The sequence below is a fragment of the Serratia sp. TSA_130.1 genome (genome assembly GCF_052691795.1).
Map to the genome: position 1 here is coordinate 554,109 of NZ_JBQZFS010000002.1, position 21,563 is coordinate 575,671.

Consider the following 21,563-nt stretch of genomic DNA (forward strand, 5'->3'; position numbering starts at 1 on the left):
CTTTCCTTTTACGGTTTTCCGCAGGTCAGCGAAAGTTCCTGATAACCCATCAGCTGTTCGGTCGCCGCTTTCAATTCCGGCACCACCAGTGAGCAGCTTTCGCCCGCGTCGTTGCCCCATTTCACCAGCAGGCGATCCCCTGCGGAAGCCCCTGAAATATAAATATCGCCGTTGGTACCGACAGTACCGTTGTTCTTGCCGTCCGCACTGAAGACGTTGGCGCCAATCGGCGGTACGCTGCCGTCGGCCATCTTGCTGTGCACCAACAGGCTTTGGCCCGTGTGCGTTTCAAACTTCACGCGGGTGATTGCGCCGTAAGTCGGCACCACGTCTCGCGCCGCCATCGGGATATCCAGGCCGTTGCCGATATCTTCGGTGCGCAGCGCCACGCGGTTATGACGGTATGGCGACGCCGAGGTCATTACCGCGTAACCGAAGCGGTCGATGGCGACGCCCGGTTGGTTTTCGATGCGAACGCCTTTGGCGTCTTTGGCTTCCACCAGCACAAAGGTGTTCTGCAGCGGCTGGGTCAACGTCACGCCGCCGGAGTGTGCGACGATGCCGCCCGCCACGCCCAACGAAGATTGTTGATAATCTTTGCTGTAGCTGTAACCGGCATTGATGTTCCCCATGCTGCCCTGGTAACCGACGTTGGCCGAGCTGGTTTGGCCCGAATAACGATCATGGCCGCTTTGCACCGCATAGTTCAAGCGGTTGTCATCCAGCGCGGTACCGCTCAGGCCGGCGCTGTAGGTATTGCCGCTCTGCTTGCTGTGGCCGGCGTTGAAGCTGGCGGTCATATCCGACGAATCCTTGCTGAAGAAGCTGAACGGAATCGATACGGTCAGGTTGACGCTGCGATCTTTATAGCCGTAGTTGCTGCGGCTGTCCTGATAGAAGACGCCATAGCTGATATTTTTATAGCTGCTGTTGAAACCGGTCTGAACGGTGCGGTCTTCGCCGGATCCGCCCCAGTAAGACTGGTTGCTGAGGTTGGCGTACAGCGTCGAATTACCGGCGATGCGCTGGTTGACAGACAGCTCAACGCGCTGGCGTTTGTTGTTGAACCGGCTGGTATAATAACTGCGACGGCGCGACTCCGCCCAGTCCGGCACGCCCAGGTTGCGATCGTTTTGATCGTAGTAATCGTTACGGTAATAGCCGTTCTCATAGCGTTCGCGCTCGGCAACCGCATCGGAGAAATCATAATAGCCGGAGGTCGAGTAACGGTAACCGGCAATGCGGAATTCCGTCCCCCAATCGTTGAGCGACTTGGAATACAGGAAACGGAAACTTTCCCCTTGCTTGTCATCGCCGTTCACCAGGTTGGTGTCGGAATAGGACATATCAAAGGAAACGGCCCCCCAGTTCCCCAGGTTTTTACCCAGGCCCACAACCGCTGAACGGTAGTTTTCCGCCACCAGCACGCCGCCGTAAGGCGTGATGTCATACGACATGCCGTGCGACAAGGTACCTTGTACAAACTTGGGCTGATAGCGGCTGGTGCCGTCGTGGTATTTACCGGCGGTCAGCTGATAGTTCCAAATCCCTTCGCGCAGCATGTTCGGCACCGAGGAGAATGGCACGACGAATGAGGTTCTCGAACCGTTGGCTTCGATGACCGTCACATCCAGGTTACCGCTCAAGGTGCTTGGGAAAATGTCCGTCAGCGCAAACGGCCCTGGCGGCACGTTGGTACTGTAAATGGTATAGCCGTTCTGACGCACTTCAACGCGCGCGTTGGTCGTCGCCACACCGCGCACCACCGGCGCATAGCCGCGCTGGCTTTCCGGCAGCATGTCGTCGGCGCTGGACATCTGCACACCGCGGAACTGAATGCTGTCGAAAACATTGTTATTGGTGTTGGTCTGGCCGATCACCAGACGGCTGCGCAGAGAAACGATGTCCGTTTCCGCCCAGCTGGAAATGTTCTTCCAATGCGTACCGGCGCCCGACTGTTGGTTCAACGTCGAGTTGTTGCGCAGGCGCCAATCGCCGATATTGAGGCCGTTGTTGAGACTCAAAAAGTAATAGTCTGAGGTCTTGTCGTTCTGGTTGTTGCCGTAGCGGTTATGAGTGCCGCTAAAGTTATAGTTAACAAAGCCGGCATTGATGCCACGATCGTAAACTTTCGGTGAAATGGCGCCTTGCGGACGCGGGATCAGAAACACCTGCGGCACTTCCAGATCCATACGCTGTACGGCGGCGTCATAGTTCAGCTTGGCACCGGAGATCTGCTGCGGCAATGCGTAGCATTGCTCGGCACCTGCGGTGGTCAGATCGCCAGGCAGCTTTACGCCGTAATCCTGATAGTCCGCCGCCGTCAGGCACGGGGCGACAGGAGAGTCCTTGGATTCTTTCTTGAACTCGATTTCACGGTGATCGATACGCTGCCCGTTGAGATAGATATCAAACGGATATTTACCCGGCAGAATATCATCCCCGCTGGCCAACGACGCCACCTGGGCGATATTGTCATCGCCATGGATGAAGGAAGTGTTGAACTGCTCCTCCGCCATGGCCATATGTGAGAATGAAAAAGGCACAGCAGAAAAATAAATTACACCATTAATCAGCTTCACCAAACGTTTTGGCGCGAGGGTTGTTATTCTTTTGTGTGCCATTTCTTTCATTCCTTGAAGTGCTTCAAATCAATTCAGTGCGACGTTTTTAATCTCGGTGTGACCGCCATAGTCGTTGATATAGGTAAACGACATATTGCTGGCTGATTGCGCCCCCTGAGGCAGGGAAATACGCAGACTGTCGTGTGGCTTGACCATGTCGGCGTTCACTTTCCAGCTTTTACCGCCGCTCTTGAGGTTCAATACGCCCAGCGTGACGAACAGCGGGCCATCGTTGGTCACGACCAAATTGCCGCCCTGGCGCGTCCATTTCAGCGCTTCTGCCTGCTGCTGCAGGTTGGTTTTCAACGAATCCGGGCGGTAGAACAGCTTGATACGGGTACGGATCGCCACCTGCAGCACGTTATCTTGCTTAGGCGTTGGCGGAATTTCCTGTACGTTAACCCAGAGCAGAGATTCTCTGTCCTGCGGCAAACCGCTGCCGGAATAAATAAAACGCAAAATGGCGTCTTTCTTGGCAGCCAGCTTCAAAATGGGTGGTGTCACCACGATCGGCAAATTCTTAGGCATCTGGCTTGCGTCGCCAGTATCCAGCCAGGTTTGCACCATGTAGGTATCGTCGCTGTCATTGCTGATTGAGAGCGATGCGGATTTACTTGCACTGTTATAGATGACACGCGTCGCATCAACCTGAATGCCGGCAAAGGCATTAACAGAGAATGCGAATAAAATACCAGTCAGAATTTTTTTCATCGGAATGTCTCAACTCTCAAAATTTAGCCATCCTTGGCCAATAACTCTATCTATCCTGCCAGCGAATTATTTGTATTCGATGGTGAAGGTAGCGTTAGAGTTTGCCTGACCGGCAGTTACCAGATCCTGGAAGGATTTGTAACGAGCGCGCAGGTTGAAAGTCGCAGCGCCTGGGTTATCGCCATCAGCAGCAACAGTTACGGTAGCTGGGGTAGCCACTTCCTGAGAGATTGGCAGAGTAGAACCGTTGTTATCCAGAATTTCAACGCCAACGCCAGTTGCGCCGCCAGTTACAGCCAACAGCTCTGGGTGGCCAGCTGGAGTGTTACCGTCGAAACGCAGGGTGTAGTTACCCGCTTCACATTTCTCCAGGCTAATATCGAAAGCTTTAGCACCGCTGGTAGAACCGGCAGTTGGGAAAGCGGTGGTAGGATATTTACCCAGGTAAACTTCTTTATTCTGGTCTTTATCAACAACTTTACAGGTGGACTGTACAATTTCACCGGTGAATTTAACGTTGCCGTTTGCTGCCATTGCGTTGGAAGCAGTTGCAGACAATACCAGGGCAGCCAAAGGCAATAATACTTTTTTCATTTCCAGCTCCATAGAACAATAAAATAATCGATTCAGTGGCGGGCTTATATATATATTGCCGCCACTGAGCATACACTCAGCGATAGCACTCCCTTGCTGAAAAGGAGCGTTGCCTCGATGAACTCATTGCCGGACGAAATATAGACTAAGCATATTCTTAATGTTAAATCGTTTAAAACATTCATAAGCCCCCTCTTGATAGGAATAAACTATCGGCGGATACCTATCGATCGATGTTGACGATTCATATGAATAGGAATAATCTGTGTTTGGGAAAGCTGCAGAGTTCAACATTTTGCGTTAAGGCCTGAAAATCAGAATATTATCCCGAATATTTACATTTAGTAACAGATTGCGACGTTTGGACTTTGGCACGAATTCCGCGTTAAATGGTCTGTCGACACGTTTCGGCCATCCTGACGCTTTAAATAAGAAATTTACCAAAAAATACGGAGTAACTTTCTTTTTAATCATTTAAAATCAACAAGTTAAATATCAATCCAAGGATTGGGAAATGAGCGGTTCTTTCAGAGATAAAAATAACGGCATTAATTATGTTTTCCAGCCAATGTTCGCGAAATCGGGACAATTGCTGGCCGTTGAATGCCTGTCTCGCTTTACGTTTAATAGCGAATATGCCCATTTTTCTCCTGAACAGTTCTTTCGCCATGCCGACAGCGCTACCCGGATTGAGATTTTGATGGATCAGATAAATCTGATCGATAAATACAAACACTGGTTTCATGAAAACCAAGTGATAGCCACTTTGAATGTTGACGATTATTCCCTGCAATCGCTGGCGAATACTCACTTTGCCGAAAGAATTAATGCCCTGCGCTGTATTCATTTTGAGATCAGCGAGAATTCAACCCGGCTGGTGAAAGATCGCGTGCACGGCGATCCGTCATTGAATAGTTATTCATTTTGGCTCGATGATTTTGGTTCTGGCTATGCGGGTTTTTCCGCGTTGTACAACAGCCAGTTCCGCTTCGTTAAGCTCGATCGTTTTCTGCTTTGGGACTTTATGAAAAAGTCCGGCGGCGAGGGCTTGATGCGCGCGTTACTGCGCTTCTTTTACCTTAATCATTACAAGGTAATTATCGAAGGAGTTGAAACTCCCGAACACAAGAAATGGCTGGATGAAATGCCATATTACGCACTGCAGGGAAAGCTGTGGAAGGAATCCAGCATCAAGGATTTGAACTCGCTTCTTACAGCTGAATACTTTTAACTCGGTATTGGTGTTTGCCCTATGTCTAAAAACAACGTTCTTGTGATTAGTGAGTGTAAGTACAGCTATGTTGGCCTGTCGGTGCTGTTGAAGAAACACTACGGCGCGTACGATATCCGCCTGTTTTCCGATTTCATGCACGGCGGTGCCAAAGCGGAAAAGATCACCAAGCACGATATCGCGCTGATTTTCACCTCGCAAAACCTGGAGCAGAGCGTCAACGTGATCGAAAGCCTGGTGTCCCTGCACCAGCAGTACAACAGCAAAACGCGCCTGTTGGTGTTCTATGACGACGAGCGCGTGGTGAAACTGCTGTCGATCCTGGGGATTTCCGTCGAGTTGGTCTCCACCCGCATTCCGCTTTATTCGCTGCAGGAAAAAATCCAGCGGCTGCTGGAAAGCAAAGAGCCGGGCGGTATCCGGGTGCAGAAAACCCGCGAGCTCAGCCCGGCGGAAAGCGACGTGATCTTCAATCTGCTGCGCGGCGACAGCCTGCTGCATATCGCGGAAAAACGCGGCACGCACCCGAAAACCATCTTCTCGCAGAAATACAGCGCGATGAAAAAGCTGCGGCTGCGCAGCATGAGCACCATCTTCGTCGCCGGCAAATAACACGCCCTGGTTTGTTGCGCGGTACGCCGCGCGGCAACCCGCCCCCTCGCCGAGTTAAATTAATGTAACAACCGGCGACAAAGCAGCAACAGACACACAACATCCTCTCCTATTGGCTACGATTTGCACACGGATTATCCGTGAGTCATGTCGTGTGGATTAAAAATAAACATCAGGAGATGTTATGAAGTCGTCCTTATTCAGCCGCTATACCTGCTTTGTGCTGAGCATCTTGCTCACCCTGGTTTTCTTGATCATGATGCACAACCATCCGTGGTTCTGGCTGCCGGCCCTGGCCTGCGGTTGCCTGATGGTGCTGGGTATCTACGATCTCACGCAGCAGCGCCACGCCATTTGCCGCAACTACCCGATCATCGGCCGCCTGCGCTTCTTCTTCGAGTTCATCCGCCCGGAACTGCGCCAGTATTTCCTCGAGCAGGATAATGAAGAAATCCCGTTCTCCCGCACCCAGCGCACGCTGGTGTATCGCCGGGCGAAAAACGAGATGGGCGACAAGCCGTTCGGCACCCTGCTGGACGTGTACCAAACCGGTTATGAATGCATCGGCCACTCGATGCGGCCGGTGGAAGCCGCCGATCCCACCAGTTTTCGCATCACCATCGGCGGCACCGACTGCCGCCAGCCCTACTCCGCGTCAATCTTCAACATTTCGGCGATGAGCTTCGGCGCGCTCTCCGCCAACGCCATTCGCGCACTCAACCTCGGCGCGGCCAAAGGCAATTTCTACCACGACACCGGTGAGGGCAGCATCAGCCGCTATCACCGCGAAAACAACGGCGATCTGGTGTGGGAGCTGGGCAGCGGCTATTTCGGCTGCCGCACCGCCGACGGCCATTTCGATCCGCGCCGCTTTGCCGAACAGGCGCAAAGCCCGCAGGTGAAAATGATTGAAATCAAGCTCAGCCAGGGCGCCAAACCGGGCCACGGCGGCATTCTGCCGGCGAAAAAAGTGGATGCGGAAATCGCCGCCACCCGCGGCGTGCCGGAAGGCGTGGATTGCATCTCGCCGGCCTCGCACAGCGCCTTTACCACCCCGCTGGAAATGATGCAGTTCATCCAGCAGCTGCGCGAGCTGTCAGGCGGCAAACCGGTCGGTTTCAAGCTGTGCATCGGCCACCCGTGGGAGTTCGTCGCCATCGTCAAGGCGATGCTGCACACCCGCATTCTGCCGGACTTCATCGTGGTGGACGGCAAGGAAGGCGGCACCGGCGCCGCCCCGCTCGAACTCTCCAACTATATGGGCATGCCGCTGCGCGAAGGGCTGCTGTTCGTGCATAACACGCTGGTGGGCTGCGGCCTGCGCGACCAAATCAAGATTGGCGCCAGCGGCAAGATCATCAGCGCCTTTGACATCGCCAGCGTGCTGGTGCTCGGCGCCGACTGGGTGAATTCGGCGCGCGGCTTTATGTTCGCCGTCGGCTGCATCCAGTCGCAAAGCTGCCACACCAACCACTGCCCGACCGGCGTCGCGACGCAAGATCCGCTGCGTCAGAAGGCGTTGGTGGTGCCGAACAAGGCGGAACGCGTCTATCACTTCCATCAAAATACGGTGAAAGCGCTGGCGGACATGCTGGCGGCGGCCGGCGTCAGCCGCCCGGAGCAGTTGACCTCACACCATATGCTGCGCCGCATCACGCCGACCGAGATCAAGGTGTACGCCGATATCTATTACTACCTGGAGCCGGGCGCGCTGCTGCAGCCGGAGATCAAAAGCGAGTTCTACGCTCGCATGTGGCGCATGGCGACGCCCAACAGTTTCGATCAGGCAATCTCGCTGCCGGCGGCATGATGGGATAAGGAATAAAAAGAGAGTTGCCCCCTCGCCTTGGGGAAGAGCATATGGAGAGGGGTTGCTTGCTACGGCGGCCCTCCCCCTCAACGGCGAGAGGGCGTGTCGGTTACTGCTTGCGCACCGGCGCATCGCCGGCGACGTAGTAGTCGGCGGTACTGCGCGGCAACGGCGCGCGCTGGCGAATGCGGTCGGCGATCTTTTCGGCGATCATGATGGTGGTGGCGTTCAGGTTGCCGGTAATGATCAGCGGCATAATCGACGCATCCACCACCCGCAATCCTTCCATGCCGTGCACCCGGCCCTGGCCGTCGACCACCGCCATCTCGTCTTCGCCCATCTTGCACGAGCAGGACGGGTGGAAGGCGGTTTCGGCGTGCTCGCGCACGAAGGCGTCCAGCTGCTCGTCGGTCTGCACCTCCGGCCCTGGGCTGATCTCGCGGCCGCGGTATTCGTCCAGGGCAGGCTGCGCCATGATTTCGCGCGTGATGCGGATAGCATCGCGGAACTCCTGCCAATCCTGTTCGGTCGACATGTAGTTGAACAGAATGCTCGGGTGCTGGCGCGGATCCTTCGACTTCACCTGCACCCGGCCGCGGCTCGGCGAACGCATCGAACCGACGTGGGCCTGGAAGCCATGCTCTTTCACCGCGTTGCTGCCGTTATAGTTAATCGCCACCGGCAGGAAGTGATACTGAATGTTCGGCCAGGCAAACTCTGCACGGCTGCGGATGAAACCGCCGGCCTCGAACTGGTTGCTGGCGCCGACGCCGGTGCCGTTGAACAGCCATTCCGCGCCGATTTTCGGCTGATTGAACCATTGCAACGCCGGGTACAGCGACACCGGTTTCTTACAGGCGTACTGCAGATACATCTCCAGGTGGTCCTGCAGGTTCTCTCCGACGCCCGGCAGATCGTGCACCACGTTGATGTCCAGACTTTTCAGCAGCGCCGCCGGGCCGACGCCCGAACGCTGCAGAATTTGCGGCGAGGCGATGGCGCCGGCGCACAGCAGCACTTCGCGGCGCGCTTTGGCATGGGTCAGCTGATTGCTGTCGCCCTGCAGATAGTTAACGCCCACTGCGCGCTTGCCATCGAACACGATGTGGTCGGTCAGCGCATGGGTGACGATCTTCAGGTTCGGCCGTGAACGGGCCTGATCCAGATAACCGCGGGCGGTGCTGGCGCGGCGCCCTTTCGGCGTCACGGTGCGGTCCATCGGGCCGAACCCTTCCTGCTGATAGCCGTTCAGATCGTCGGTGCGCGGATAGCCCGCCTGCACGCCGGCTTCCACCATGGCGTGGAACAGTTCGTTGTTACCGGCCTTCGGCGTGGTGACGCTCACCGGGCCATCGCCGCCGTGGTAATCGTTCGGGCCGATATCGCGCGTTTCCGCCTTGCGGAAATACGGCAGGCAGTCCAGATAGGTCCAGTCTTCCAGACCCGGCGCCTTGGCCCAGTTGTCGAAGTCCATCGCGTTGCCGCGAATGTAACACATGCCGTTGATCAGGGATGAACCGCCCAGCCCTTTGCCGCGGCCGCATTCCATTCGGCGGTTGTTCATGTGCGGCTCAGGATCGGTTTCATACGCCCAGTTATAGCGGCGGCCCTGCAGCGGAAACGCCAGCGCGGCCGGCATCTGGGTACGGAAATCCATCCGGTAATCCGGGCCGCCGGCTTCCAGCAGCAGGACGCTGACGTCGGCGTCCTCGGTCAATCGGGTGGCCAACACGTTGCCGGCTGAACCGGCACCGATAATGATGTAGTCAAATTCCATTCATTATCTCCTTACTTTATAGAGGCCTGGTCAGGCAAAGACGCGAAGCGCGGCTCGGCAACAGGCTGTGTATTTGGGCGCTCTAGAGATTGTCGGCCGCAGCCAACGCGGCTGCGGCTCGAAAGACGACGGGAAGATCAGAATACCGAGGCGTATTCGCCCAGCTCGACCTGCACCGATTTGATCTGGGTGTAGTGTTCCAGCGTCGTCAGGCCGTTCTCGCGGCCGACGCCGGACTGCTTGTAGCCGCCGACCGGCATTTCCGCCGCCGACTCGCCCCAGGTGTTGATCCAGCAAATGCCGGCTTCCAACTGGTGGATCACGCGGTGCGCGCGGGCCAGATCGTGGGTCACCACACCCGCGGCCAGGCCGAAGGTGGTGTCGTTGGCGCGGCGCACCACTTCCTCTTCGCTCTGGTAGCTGAGGATGCTCATCACCGGCCCGAAGATCTCCTCGCGCACGATTTCCATATCGTCGCGGCAGTCGCTGAACACCGTCGGCGCCACATAAGCGCCCTTGCCGAATTCGCCGTGGGTGACGCGTTCGCCGCCGCACAGCAGGCGCGCGCCGCTGTTTTTGCCGCTCTCGATAAAGCGCAGCACCGATTCCATGTGCGCGAAGCTGACCAGCGGCCCGAAGTTGGTTTGCGGATCGGTCGGGTCACCGAGGCGAATGCGCTTCACGCGTTCGAGGATTTTCGCCTCAAACTGCGCCTGCAGCGCCGCCGGCACGAAGACGCGGGTGCCGTTGGTGCACACCTGGCCGGAACTGTAGAAGTTGGCCATCATGGCGATATCGGCGGCGCGATCCAGATCGGCGTCGTCGAAGATAATCAGCGGCGACTTGCCGCCCAGCTCCATGGTGACTTCCTTCAGCGTCGAACCCGACGCGTTGGCCATCACCTTCTTGCCGGTTTTCACCCCGCCGGTGAAAGAGACTTTGGCGATGCCCGGATGGTCGGTCAGGTACTGCCCCACCTCCGCGCCGCTGCCGGTCACCACGTTGAACACGCCGTCCGGCAGGCCGGCTTCGGTGTAGATTTCCGCCAGCTTCAGCGCCGTCAGCGACGTGACTTCACTCGGCTTGAAGATCATCGCGTTGCCCGCCGCCAGGGCCGGCGCGGACTTCCACAGCGCGATCTGAATCGGGTAGTTCCAGGCGCCGATGCCAGCCACCACGCCCAGCGGTTCGCGGCGGGTGTAGACGAACGAGGTATCGCGCAGCGGGATCTGCTCGCCTTCAATGGCCGGGATCAGGCCGGCGTAGTACTCCAGCACGTCGGCGCCGGTGACGATGTCCACCGCGGTGGTTTCCGACATCGCTTTACCGGTATCCAGCGTTTCCAGCGCCGCCAGCTCATCGTTGCGCTCGCGCAGAATATCCACCGCGCGACGCAGGATGCGCGAACGCGCCATCGCCGTCATCGCCGCCCACACCTTCTGCCCGCTGGCCGCGCTGGCCACCGCACGATCGACGTCTTCAGCGCCGGCGGACTGGACTTCAGCCAGAACTTCGCCGTTCGCCGGGTTAATGGCGTTGAAGGTTTTTCCAGCGGTGCTGTCTACATAGGCGCCATGAATATAGAGCTTCTGCAAGCCAAAACGGGACATAGGATCTCCTTGAGTTAGCCTCCGGGCGGCGTTTGCCCCCGGAGTTGGAACGTGATGTATTCGGTCGTGAGCGCCAGCGCCTGCGCCTGATTGAACGCCGAACCGCGCAGCGCGCTGCGCAGCCACAGCCCATCGATCAGCGCCGCCAGCCCCTTGGCCGCCAACCGCGCCTGCGGCTGCGGCATGACGCGGCGAAACTCGGCGCACAGGTTGGAATAAAGCCGGCGGCCGTTCACCTGTTGCAGCCGGTTGAGCTGCGGCTGGTGCAGGCTGCTGGCCCAAAAGGCCAGCCAGGTCTTCATCGCCGCGCTGTTGATCTGGCTGTCGTCGAAGTTGCCGGCGACGATCGCCTGCAGCCGCGCCGCCGGGCTGTTATCGGTGAGCGCCTGCAAGCGCAACTTCACCGCCTCGCCCAGATGGCTGATCAGATAGCGCATCGTGGCTTCCAGCAGGCCGTTCTTGTCCTTGAAATAATGGCTGATGATGCCGTTGGAAACGCCGGCCCGCCGCGCGATCTGCGCGATGGTGGCGTCATGCATTCCCACTTCGTTTACCGCGGCGAGCGTGGCATCAATCAACTGCTGCCTTCTGATTGGCTGCATTCCTACCTTTGGCATATTTCGACTCTCACAAAACCGACTTCGGCCTTATCTCAGCGGGCAAATTTCACTGCCGTTTCGCCCGTGATTCAGGTCATCATGAGGACTATTAAACTTTTTTTTGATTGAACGTTCAATAAAAATTGCATATATTTTATTGCCGCCTGGTTAAAAAAATGTATTTTCTGGTTGTGGAACTGGCTGATTTTTGTGAGGTAATTAACGAATCTGACCAAAATCAGTGGCTGTAAGCGGTTCCCGCCGCGAAGCGCTCCGGTGCTTCATAAGCAGGCGAAAGCGGCATCGTTCAGGCCATTCCCATGGGGATGGCCGCCGCCTTCATTCGCCCGTTTTCCGGCGGCGCCAACGCGCCCCGAAATGCGGAGCGGCACGATTTTACTCAGTTCAGAGGATGACGATGACAACACGCGAAACCTCCTCCAAACCGCAGCAGGACCGCCTCAACCCTGTGGTTTTCTTCACCTCGGCGGGGCTGATCCTGGCCTTCTCGCTGATGACCATCTTTTTCACCGACTTCTCCGGGCAGTGGATCACCCGCACGCTGAATTGGGTGTCGACCACCTTCGGTTGGTACTACCTGCTGGCGGCGACGCTGTACATCGTGTTCGTGGTGTTTATCGCCGCCTCGCGCTTCGGTTCTATCAAGCTCGGGCCGGAACAGTCCAAACCGGAGTTCAGCCTGATGAGTTGGGCGGCGATGCTGTTCGCCGCCGGCATCGGCATCGACCTGATGTTCTTCTCGGTCGCCGAGCCGGTGACCCAGTACATGATGCCGCCGGAAGGCGACGCGCAAACGCTGGAGGCCGCGCGCCAGGCGATGGTCTGGACGCTGTTCCACTACGGCCTGACCGGCTGGTCGATGTATGCGCTGATGGGCATCGCCCTCGGCTACTTCAGCTATCGCTACAATCTGCCGCTGACCATTCGCTCGGCGCTGTACCCGATCTTCGGTAAACGCATCAACGGCCCGATCGGCCATAGCGTGGACATCGCCGCGGTGCTCGGCACCATCTTCGGCATCGCCACCACGCTGGGCATTGGCGTGGTGCAGCTCAACTACGGCCTCAAGGTGCTGTTCGAGATCCCGGAAAACCTGACGGTGCAGGGCTCGCTGATCCTGCTGTCGGTGATCATGGCCACCATCTCGGTCACCTCGGGGGTCAACAAGGGCATCCGCATCCTGTCCGAGCTGAACGTGCTGCTGGCGCTGGGTCTGATCCTGTTCGTGCTGTTCTTCGGCGACACCGAGTTCCTGCTCAACGCGCTGGTGCTTAACGTCGGCGATTACGTCAACCGCTTTATGGGCATGACGCTCAACAGCTTCGCGTTCGATCGGCCGGTGGAGTGGATGAACAACTGGACGCTGTTCTTCTGGGCCTGGTGGGTGGCGTGGTCGCCGTTCGTCGGCCTATTCCTGGCGCGCATCTCGCGCGGGCGCACCATTCGCCAGTTCGTGGTCGGCACGCTGATCATTCCGTTCGTGTTCACCCTGCTGTGGCTGTCTATCTTCGGCAACAGCGCGCTGTATCAGATCATTCACGGCAACGCCGAGTTCGCGCAGGAAGTGATGCAGTTCCCGGAGCGCGGCTTCTACAGCCTGCTGGCGCAATACCCCGGCTTCACCTTCAGCGCCTCGGTGGCCACCATCACCGGCCTGCTGTTCTACGTCACCTCGGCGGACTCCGGCTCGCTGGTGCTGGGTAACTTCACCTCGCGCCTGGCCGATATCAATAATGATGCGCCGAACTGGCTGCGGATTTTCTGGTCGGTGGCCATCGGCCTGCTGACCATCGGCATGCTGATGACCGACGGCGTGCCGGCGCTGCAGAAAACCACGGTGATCATGGGCCTGCCGTTCAGCTTCGTGATCTTCTTCGTGATGGCCGGGCTGTACAAATCGCTGCGGGTGGAGGACTACCGCAAGGCCAGCGCGCTCAGCACCCTGGCGCCGGTGCCGGTCTCCAGCCACGACGTGCTCAACTGGAAACAGCGTCTGTCGCGGGTGATGAACTACCCGGGCACGCAGTACACGCAGAAAATGTTGGATAAGGTTTGCCGTCCGGCGATGCAGGACGTGGCGCGCGAGCTGGAGTTGCGCGGCGCGAAAGTGGAGTTCAGCGAAGTGCCGCCGACCGAAGACGAGCGCCTGAACCACCTGGAGCTGCTGGTGCACCTGGGCGAGGAACAGAACTTTATCTATCAGATCTGGCCGATGCGCTACTCGGTGCCGGGCTTCACCTACCGCGCCCGCTCCGGCAAGTCGCACTACTACCGGCTGGAAACCTTCCTGATGGAAGGCACCCAGGGCAACGACCTGATGGACTACAGCAAGGAACAGGTGATTGGCGATATTCTCGACCAGTACGAGAAGCACCTGAACTTCCTGCACATTCATCGCGAAGCGCCGGGGGGCACCCTGACCTTCCCGGATATGTGACGGCCGAGAAATATCCAGAGGGCGTAGCCAGGCTACGCCCTTTTTTATGCCTGCTCGGCCGGCAAATCGGCCTTCAGCAGCACCAGGGAGCCGGCCAGCAACACCAGATCCTTGATTAAAAAGCTGGTGGCCCCGGCCATGGCGGGAAAACCGCCGGCGGAGGGCTCCCAGGCGCCCGGCGTGGAAAAGATCAGCGTCAGCGTGGTCAGGTAGGTCACCGTCGATCCGATCGCCCCCAGCAAACCCAGACGCCGCGACCAGAATCCCGCCAGCAGCAGTAAACCGAAGCTCCATTCGGCGACGCCCAATGCATAACTGGCGCCGCGAATGCCGAACGCCTGATGCATCCAGCTCAGCAGCGGGCTGTTGCCGATCAGCGGCACCAGCCCCTGCGCCTCATAATCAAACCATTTGGCGTAGCCGAAGGCGGCGAAGATCACCACCAGCGCCGCGCGCATAAAGATAACGTCCCCGTTCGAGCGCCGAAAGCGCCGCAGCCATGTCGCCAACATCATCCTCTCTCCTTATGTTGCCCGCAGCCGCCGCGGTTTGCCGCTTGCGGCCGCGGGGTGAGGCGGCTTAGTGCCCCATCGCATCCTTTTTCATCTCGTCTTTCTTCATGCCGTCTTTGGCCATACCGTCTTTCGCCATGCCATCCTTTTTAATGGCGTCTTTGCCCATTTTGTCTTTCTTCATGCAGTCCTTGCCCATGCACTCTTTCTTCATCCCATCTTTCGCCATGCCGTCGTGCGACATCTGGCTCATGCCGTCCTTTTTCATCGCGTCTTTACTCATGCCGTCCGCGGCGTTGGCGCCGGCCACGCCCAGCATCAGCGCGCTGCACATCATCATTGCGAATAACTTTTTCATGGTATTTCCTTCCGTCATGTCAAAGGCACCGGAGTGCCGGAGAATGGCCGGCGGCCGCCTCAGCTGCCGCCAAACCAGTTGTAACCCTGGTCTTCCCAGTAACCGCCCGGGAAGCGATTGGTGACCTCGATCACCTGAATGTGCTTCGGATTCTTGTAGCCCAGCTTGGTCGGCATGCGCAGCTTCATCGGATAGCCGTACTTGCGTGGCAAGGTCTGGCCGTCGTAGGTCAGCGCGATAATCGTCTGCGGATGCAGCGCGGTGGCCATGTCGATACTGGTGTAGTAGTCGTCGGCGCATTTAAAGCTGACGTAGCGGGCGCTCAGATCCGCGCCGATTACCTTAAGAAAGTTGGCGAACGGCACGCCGCCCCACTTGCCGATGGCGCTCCAACCCTCGACGCAAATATGACGCGTCACCTGGCTAACCTGCGCCATCCGATGCAGCTGCGGCAGGCTCCAGGCGCGCTTGTCCTGCACCAACCCCGCCACTTCCAGCCGATAGTCGTCGCCGTTGATGTCGGGCGCGTCCTCCTCGGCGTAAAAGGCGTTGAACGGGAATGGCCGGGTGATCATCGACTCCGGGTAGACCGGCGCCAGGCGATCGCCGTTGAACAGCCAGCCCTGCACCCGATCGTTGAGGCGCGAAATACGGCTCAGCGCCTGCTCGACGTTGGCGTTGCCGCTGAGATCGCAGCCGGTAAGCATAGCGATACCGCCCAGCGTCAGGCCGTTGCGCAGAAAGCGGCGGCGGGACGACGCGGTCAACAAGCGCTGCGCTTCTTTGACGATCGCCTGCCCTTCAACGATCGTCATGATCTGTTTATCCTTTTTCATCGTGAACTCCTTAACGTCCGCGCAGCATGGCCAGCAGCGTGCGGGGCACCAGCGCCACCATCACCAAATGGATCGCGACGAAGGCCACCAGCGCCGACATGGCGAAAAAGTGGATATAGCGCGCCGCCTCATAGCCGCCGAGCAGCGTGCGCAGCAGCGGAAACTGCACCGATTTCCACAGCACTAGCCCGGACAGCGCGCTCATCACGCCGAGGAGCATCACCGACAGATAGGCCACGCGCTGCACCATGTTGTAGTGGCGCAGGTCGGCGTGCTGCAGCCTGCCGCGCAGCGCCGCGCCGACATCGGCGAGAAACTGCTTCGGGCTGAGCGGCCAATATTTGCGTTTGAAGCGCCCGCTGGCGAGGTTCAGCAGCAGGTAACACAGTCCGTTGACGCCAAACAGCCACATGCCGGCGAAGTGCCACTGCAGCGCGCCGCCCAGCCAGCCGCCGAGCGTCAGCTCGTTGAAAAAACTGAAGTTGAACAGCGGCGAAGCGTTGTAGATGCGCCAACCGCTGGTCACCATGATCAGCATCGCCAGCGCATTCAGCCAATGCGTTAACCGCAGCCACAGCGGATGTACGGTCTGTCGTTGTTCCGGGGTGAGAGTGAGGCTCATAACGATTCCTGCCAGCTAACGATGCGATGCACCGAGTATTCCCCGGATTTGTTCCCCAAGACCTCACGTAAAGTTAAATAAAATGTGATAACTCCGCCGGTGGCGGTTGTGTAGACTTCAGAGAGAATCGGGCTAATCAGCGGTAATGAGAATGGACAAGCCAAAACGAATTTTGATCGTCGAGGACGACGGCGACATCGCCGAGCTGCTGCAGCTGCATCTGCGTGACGAGGGTTACGCCATCAGCCACGCCGCCGACGGCAATCAGGGCATGGCGATGCTGGAACAGGGCGGCTGGGACGCCTTGATCCTCGATCTGATGCTGCCGGGCGTAGACGGATTGGAGATTTGCCGCCGGGCGCGCACCATGACGCGCTACACGCCGATCATCATCACCAGCGCGCGCTCCAGCGAGGTGCACCGCGTGCTGGGGCTGGAGCTGGGCGCCGACGACTATCTGGCCAAACCCTTTTCCATGCTGGAGCTGGTGGCGCGGGTCAAGGCGCTGTTTCGCCGCCAGGAAGCGATGAGCCGCAACCTGCGCATGGACGCCGGCGCGCTCAGCTTCAACGATCTGACCATCGATCCCATCGCCCGCGAAGTGCGCCTGCACCAACAGCCGATCGAGCTGACGCCGCGCGAATTCGACCTGCTGTACTTTTTCGCCCGCCACCCGGGCCAGGTGTTCTCGCGCCTCAGCCTGTTGAATCAGGTCTGGGGCTATCAGCACGAGGGGTATGAGCACACCGTCAACACCCATATCAACCGGCTGCGCATCAAGATCGAGCGCAACCCGGCAGAACCCGAGCGCATCCTCACGGTGTGGGGCATGGGCTATAAATTCGCGGCCGCGCCGCAAGAGTGAGCCATGAAAAACCTTACGTTAGCGCAACGCCTCACGATTATCTTCGCGCTGCTGATCGTCATCGGCTGCGCCTTTTCCGGCTGGATGCAGGTGCGCAGCAATACCCAGTACAGCCAGGCGGTGATACAGCGCCTGTCCGGCAACCTGGCGCAGCATATCGCCGACAGCAATCCGCTGCTGGGGGTGAACGGGCCGGATCCACAGGCGGTGCATACCCTGTTCGATCAGCTGATGGCAGTGAACCCCAGCGTTGAGGTTTATCTGCTCGACAAACAGGGCGCAATCATCGGCAACGCCGCGCCGGCCGGGCATCTGAAGCGGCAGCGGGTCGCGCTGGCGCCGCTGCAGGCGCTGCTCGATGGCGCGCAGATGCCGGTGTACGGCGACGATCCGCGCAGCGCGGACGGGCGCAAGGTGTTCAGCGTTGCGCCGCTGAAGGTCGACGGCAGGGTCGAGGGCTATCTGTATGTGGTCTTGCTCGGTGAAGAGTACACGGCGCTGGCCAGCAACGCCCAGTTCAACTCGGCGGCCAGGATGGCGCTGTGGACCTCCGGGGTGATGGTGCTGTTCAGCCTGCTGGCCGGCGGTTTCGCGTTCTACTGGGTCACTCGCCCCATCCGGCGCCTGACCCGTCAGGTCAATGCGCTGGACAGCGGCGGCATTGAGGCGGTGCAGGCCTACGCGGCGCTGCCGGCGGTGCCGGCCGGGCGCGACGAGGTGAGCCAGCTGCAACAGGCCTTCCACCGCATGGCGCAGCGCCTCGCCGAACAGTGGCAAACGCTGGCGCAGCAGGATCGGCTGCGGCGCGAATTCATCGCCAACGTCTCGCACGATCTGCGCACCCCGCTCACCTCGCTGCACGGCTATCTGGAAACGCTGTCGGTCAAGGCCGCCACCCTGAGCGACGCCGATCGGCGGCGCTATCTGGAGATCGCGCTGGCGCAAAGCCGCAAGGTGGGCAAGCTGGCGCAGGAGCTGTTCGAGCTGGCTCGATTAGAGTATGGCGTGGTGAAGCCGCAGAAAGAGCCCTTCTCCCTCAGCGAGCTGTTGCAGGACGTGTTCCAGAAGTTCGAGCTGGCGGCGGAGGCGCGCAACCAGCGGCTGCACGCCGACATCGCCCCCGGCGTGCCGCCGGTGTTCGCCGATCTCAGCATGATTGAGCGGGTGCTGACCAACCTGTTGGACAACGCCATTCGCCATACGCCGCCCGGCGGCGACATCGGCGTGCGGCTGTGGCGGCAGGAAGACCAGGTGATGGTGCAGGTCAGCGACAGCGGCCCCGGCATTCCGCAGACGCTGCGCGCCGATCTGTTCGTGCGGCCGTCTGTCCTGAGCGGCGCCCGACGCCCCGCCGGCGGGCTGGGGTTAATGATCGTGCGGCGCATTCTGCAACTGCACGACAGCGACATTCAGCTGATCGAACAACCACAAAGCGGCGCCTGCTTCCGCTTTGCCATTCCGCCGCGTTAATCCGGCATATCGGTTATTGCGCTAGCGGGAACCGCAGGCTGAAAATGAGGCTGGCGACAGGCGCGCGCTCGATACATTCGGCGCGCACCTCACCGCCGTGCAGCGTCATGATGGCGCGCACGATGGACAGCCCGAGGCCGCTGGCGTGGCTGCCGGCGCTGCGCGCGGGATCGGCGCGGTAGAAACGATCGAACAGCTTTTCCAGATGCGCCGGCGCGATCGGCGGCCCCTGATTGATGACCTGCACCCACCAGGCATCGGCACGCCGTTCAGCCCGCAACACGATCAGGCTGTTTTCATCGGCATAGCGCACCGCGTTGGCCACCAGGTTGCTCAGCGCCCGCTGGAACAACATCGCGTCCGCCTTCAGCGCGCCTTCCCCTTCGCAGCTCAGCGCGATGCCGCGTTCTTCCGCCAGCCCTTCGAAGTAATCCGCCACCCGCCGCAGCTCGGTAGCCACCTCCAGACGACTGTAGTTCAGCGCGGACTGCGCCTCACCGGCGCGCGCCAGAAACAGGATGTTTTCCACCATGCGCGAAATACGCTCCAGCTCGTCCATATTGTTCGACAATAGGGTTTCGTACTCCTCCACGCTGCGGGGTTGATACAGCGCCACCTGACACTGACCCATCAACGCGCCCACCGGCGTGCGGATCTCATGGGCCAGATCGGCGGAAAACTGCGTCAGCCGCTGATAGCCTTCATTCAACCGATCGAGCATCGCATTGAATGACCGGGTCAGCTGCTGCAACTCCTTCGGCGCCCCCTGTTCGCTGAGGCGAGTGGACAATGTATTGGGCGCGATCTCGGACGCCTGCGCCGCCATGCGCCATAGCGGCTTCAATCCCCGGCGCATGACCCCATAGCCCAGCAGCGCAATCAGCAGGAAAGCCACAATGACCGCCGCGACAATGCGCCACAGGTAACGCGCCAGCATCTTCTGCTCGTTGACCATCACGTGCGCAGCGGAGATCTGCAGCAAACTGCCGTCTTCCAGACGCACCATCGCCGATGCCGCGCGCAGCGGCACCCCCTGCGCCGTCTCCCCGCCGCGCACGGCGGCCAGCGTCTGAGCCTGTTCGGGCGGCGTCGGCGCGATCGGCGGCAGGGCCACCCTGGCCGGATTCACATTGATGAGCGGTTTTTGCCCCGGAATTTGGAAAATCAACACATCCTGTTCATTGCCCAGCATATTTTCGAACAGGCCGTTATTGGCAGTCAGGCGCGCCAAAGGAAAGCGCTGCCCCAGTAAATGGCGGAAATACTCTACGCGCCCGGTCACCTGCAGATCGCTGCGGAGCGTCATTTCCTGGCGCATCGCGCCGAACAGATACCAGCCTGCCCCGCTCACCACGCAGGCGGCCACCAGCGCGAACAGCGTGGCGGTGCGCAGCGTCAGCGACACCGGCCGACGTGAAGCTCGGGCGTTCACGAGCGCGGCTCGCAAACATAGCCGATGCCGCGCACGCTGTGGATCAGCTTGACGTCGAACGGCCGGTCGATTTTGGCGCGCAGGCGTTTGATCGCCACGTCAACCACATTGGTGTCGCTGTCGAAATTCATGTCCCACACCTGAGAGGCGATCTGCGTGCGCGACAGCACTTCGCCTTCGCGCCGCACCAGTAGATGCAACAGCATGAATTCTTTATTGGTCAACGGGATCACCTGATCCTGGCGCACCGCCCGGCGGCGCAACACGTCCAACTGCAGATCGGCGATAGCGTAATGATCGGCTTCGCGCGCCGGCCCGCGGCGCAGCAAGGTGCGTAAACGCAGCACCAGCTCGGTAAAGGAAAACGGCTTGATAAGATAGTCGTCCGCGCCCAGCTCCAGGCCGTGGATGCGATCCTGCACGCCATCACGGGCGGTGAGAAACAGGATCGGCACGTCGCTTTTCTTGCGCAATACCTCGATGATCTGCCAACCGTCCAGCCCCGGCAGCATCACATCGAGCACGATCGCATCGTAGTCCTGCTCCAACGCGCGAAACAGCCCGTCGGTGCCGGTGCGCGCCAAATCGACGCTGTAGCCCGCTTCCCCCAGCCCTTTCTTCAGGTAATCCCCTGTGCCGATATCGTCTTCAACTACCAGTATTCGCATGCTCGCCACCTCGTTACGTCTGCAAAAATACTAGCAGCTTCGGCGGACAAACTTGATGACATTAATGTCATCAAACGGCCATGGCGCTGACCCAGTAGGTCAACCATGCTTAACCGGCAAACTCATTTCAGGAGAACGTTATGATTACCCGTCATCGTATAGCCGGTTTACTGTTGTCCACGTTACTGCTTTCCAGCGGATTGGCCGCCGCCGCCCAAACGCCGGGCAAGGTGATTGCGCCGCTGCGCGGCACCATCACGCAAGTTGCCGACGGCAATCTGCAGCTGACCGACCGCAAGGGCGAGACACTCAGCGTCAAGCTGAACGATCAAACTAAAGTGCTCAGCGTTTCCAAAGCCACGCTGGACGATATCAAACCGGACAGCTTTATCGGCACCGCCGCCGTGCCGCAGCCGGACGGCACGCTCAAGGCACTGGAAGTGCACGTGTTCGCCGCCAGCCTGCGCGGCACCGGCGAAGGGCATTCGGCCTGGGAATCCGCCGACGGCAAAGTGGACACCATGACCAACGGCACCGTCGGTAAACTGGTGAAATCCAACGGCCGCACCCTGACCGTCACTTACGGTAACCAGCAGAAAACCGTCGTCGTGCCGGAAGACGTGCCGATCGTGACGCTGGATCCGGGCGATCTGAGCCTGCTGAAACCGGGCGTGCACATTGTGCTGTTCTCCGCCGTCAACGATAAGGGCGAACGCATCGCCACCCGCATTTCCGCCGGCAAAGACGGCACCGTGCCGCCGATGTAACCGGAGG

General features: G+C 59.2%; 19 protein-coding genes. 7 read left to right on the forward strand and 12 right to left on the reverse strand.

What is annotated here, in order from left to right; translation table 11 throughout:
- Window positions 1–8: 8 nt before the first annotated feature.
- The 3 genes from ACUTQY_RS09300 to ACUTQY_RS09310 all read right to left on the reverse strand — a co-directional run bounded on the left by ACUTQY_RS09300 (window position 9) and on the right by ACUTQY_RS09310 (window position 3,929).
- Window positions 9–2,624, reverse strand: coding sequence for a fimbria/pilus outer membrane usher protein (locus tag ACUTQY_RS09300; protein ID WP_033642411.1), 2,616 nt, complete (start codon window positions 2,622–2,624; stop codon window positions 9–11).
- A gap of 27 nt (window positions 2,625–2,651) precedes the next feature.
- Entirely contained in the window at window positions 2,652–3,335 is a 684-nt protein-coding gene (locus ACUTQY_RS09305; protein WP_033642410.1) for a fimbrial biogenesis chaperone, read from the reverse strand.
- A gap of 66 nt (window positions 3,336–3,401) precedes the next feature.
- Window positions 3,402–3,929, reverse strand: coding sequence for a fimbrial protein (locus ACUTQY_RS09310; protein ID WP_004939088.1), 528 nt, complete (start codon window positions 3,927–3,929; stop codon window positions 3,402–3,404).
- A 514-nt stretch (window positions 3,930–4,443) separates the two neighbouring features.
- Between ACUTQY_RS09310 and ACUTQY_RS09315 the strand changes: the two genes are divergently transcribed.
- The 3 genes from ACUTQY_RS09315 to ACUTQY_RS09325 all read left to right on the forward strand — a co-directional run bounded on the left by ACUTQY_RS09315 (window position 4,444) and on the right by ACUTQY_RS09325 (window position 7,582).
- Window positions 4,444–5,160 (forward strand): EAL domain-containing protein, encoded by a 717-nt coding sequence (locus ACUTQY_RS09315; protein ID WP_342188318.1) that lies wholly within the window; start codon window positions 4,444–4,446, stop codon window positions 5,158–5,160.
- A gap of 21 nt (window positions 5,161–5,181) precedes the next feature.
- Window positions 5,182–5,772 (forward strand): LuxR family transcriptional regulator, encoded by a 591-nt coding sequence (locus ACUTQY_RS09320; RefSeq protein WP_004939094.1) that lies wholly within the window; start codon window positions 5,182–5,184, stop codon window positions 5,770–5,772.
- Window positions 5,773–5,956: 184 nt separating this feature from the next.
- Window positions 5,957–7,582: an FMN-binding glutamate synthase family protein gene (locus ACUTQY_RS09325; protein ID WP_046686690.1), complete on the forward strand. Its 1,626-nt coding sequence runs from the start codon at window positions 5,957–5,959 to the stop codon at window positions 7,580–7,582.
- Window positions 7,583–7,691: 109 nt separating this feature from the next.
- Here ACUTQY_RS09325 and betA read toward each other — a convergent pair whose 3' ends face one another.
- The 3 genes from betA to betI all read right to left on the reverse strand — a co-directional run bounded on the left by betA (window position 7,692) and on the right by betI (window position 11,586).
- A complete protein-coding gene (gene betA, locus ACUTQY_RS09330) occupies window positions 7,692–9,359 on the reverse strand; it encodes a choline dehydrogenase (protein WP_004939099.1) in 1,668 nt (555 codons plus the stop codon).
- 137 nt (window positions 9,360–9,496) lie between these two features.
- Complete coding sequence (gene betB / locus ACUTQY_RS09335; protein ID WP_016928486.1) at window positions 9,497–10,969, reverse strand: betaine-aldehyde dehydrogenase; 1,473 nt, start codon at window positions 10,967–10,969, stop codon at window positions 9,497–9,499.
- A 14-nt stretch (window positions 10,970–10,983) separates the two neighbouring features.
- Window positions 10,984–11,586, reverse strand: coding sequence for a transcriptional regulator BetI (gene betI / locus ACUTQY_RS09340; protein ID WP_004939107.1), 603 nt, complete (start codon window positions 11,584–11,586; stop codon window positions 10,984–10,986).
- A gap of 400 nt (window positions 11,587–11,986) precedes the next feature.
- On the opposite strand from betI, the gene ACUTQY_RS09345 reads away from it, so the two are divergent.
- Window positions 11,987–14,026: a choline transporter gene (locus tag ACUTQY_RS09345; protein ID WP_004939112.1), complete on the forward strand. Its 2,040-nt coding sequence runs from the start codon at window positions 11,987–11,989 to the stop codon at window positions 14,024–14,026.
- Between the two features lie 44 nt (window positions 14,027–14,070).
- On the opposite strand, the gene ACUTQY_RS09350 is transcribed toward ACUTQY_RS09345, so the two are convergent.
- The 4 genes from ACUTQY_RS09350 to ACUTQY_RS09365 all read right to left on the reverse strand — a co-directional run bounded on the left by ACUTQY_RS09350 (window position 14,071) and on the right by ACUTQY_RS09365 (window position 16,354).
- Window positions 14,071–14,541: a YkgB family protein gene (locus ACUTQY_RS09350; RefSeq protein ID WP_004939115.1), complete on the reverse strand. Its 471-nt coding sequence runs from the start codon at window positions 14,539–14,541 to the stop codon at window positions 14,071–14,073.
- A gap of 64 nt (window positions 14,542–14,605) precedes the next feature.
- Window positions 14,606–14,896 carry a pentapeptide MXKDX repeat protein gene (locus ACUTQY_RS09355; protein WP_046686688.1) on the reverse strand — a complete coding sequence of 97 codons (291 nt, stop codon included), beginning with the start codon at window positions 14,894–14,896 and terminating at the stop codon, window positions 14,606–14,608.
- A gap of 59 nt (window positions 14,897–14,955) precedes the next feature.
- Window positions 14,956–15,732 carry a molybdopterin-dependent oxidoreductase gene (locus ACUTQY_RS09360; protein ID WP_046686687.1) on the reverse strand — a complete coding sequence of 259 codons (777 nt, stop codon included), beginning with the start codon at window positions 15,730–15,732 and terminating at the stop codon, window positions 14,956–14,958.
- A gap of 10 nt (window positions 15,733–15,742) precedes the next feature.
- Window positions 15,743–16,354 (reverse strand): cytochrome b/b6 domain-containing protein, encoded by a 612-nt coding sequence (locus ACUTQY_RS09365; RefSeq protein WP_046686686.1) that lies wholly within the window; start codon window positions 16,352–16,354, stop codon window positions 15,743–15,745.
- 151 nt (window positions 16,355–16,505) lie between these two features.
- On the opposite strand from ACUTQY_RS09365, the gene ACUTQY_RS09370 reads away from it, so the two are divergent.
- On the forward strand, window positions 16,506–17,219 hold the full coding sequence (locus tag ACUTQY_RS09370) for a response regulator transcription factor (protein ID WP_016928494.1): 714 nt from the start codon (window positions 16,506–16,508) through the stop codon (window positions 17,217–17,219).
- A 3-nt stretch (window positions 17,220–17,222) separates the two neighbouring features.
- Window positions 17,223–18,689 carry a sensor histidine kinase gene (locus ACUTQY_RS09375; protein WP_033650570.1) on the forward strand — a complete coding sequence of 489 codons (1,467 nt, stop codon included), beginning with the start codon at window positions 17,223–17,225 and terminating at the stop codon, window positions 18,687–18,689.
- A gap of 13 nt (window positions 18,690–18,702) precedes the next feature.
- Here ACUTQY_RS09375 and ACUTQY_RS09380 read toward each other — a convergent pair whose 3' ends face one another.
- Together ACUTQY_RS09380 and ACUTQY_RS09385 are read right to left on the reverse strand one after the other, a co-directional pair.
- Complete coding sequence (locus ACUTQY_RS09380; RefSeq protein WP_128868846.1) at window positions 18,703–20,121, reverse strand: heavy metal sensor histidine kinase; 1,419 nt, start codon at window positions 20,119–20,121, stop codon at window positions 18,703–18,705.
- Window positions 20,118–20,789, reverse strand: coding sequence for a heavy metal response regulator transcription factor (locus ACUTQY_RS09385; RefSeq protein ID WP_046686684.1), 672 nt, complete (start codon window positions 20,787–20,789; stop codon window positions 20,118–20,120). Before ACUTQY_RS09385 ends, ACUTQY_RS09380 begins: the two co-directional genes overlap by 4 nt.
- A 140-nt stretch (window positions 20,790–20,929) precedes the next feature.
- On the opposite strand from ACUTQY_RS09385, the gene ACUTQY_RS09390 reads away from it, so the two are divergent.
- On the forward strand, window positions 20,930–21,556 hold the full coding sequence (locus tag ACUTQY_RS09390) for a hypothetical protein (RefSeq protein ID WP_046686683.1): 627 nt from the start codon (window positions 20,930–20,932) through the stop codon (window positions 21,554–21,556).
- Window positions 21,557–21,563: the final 7 nt, after the last annotated feature.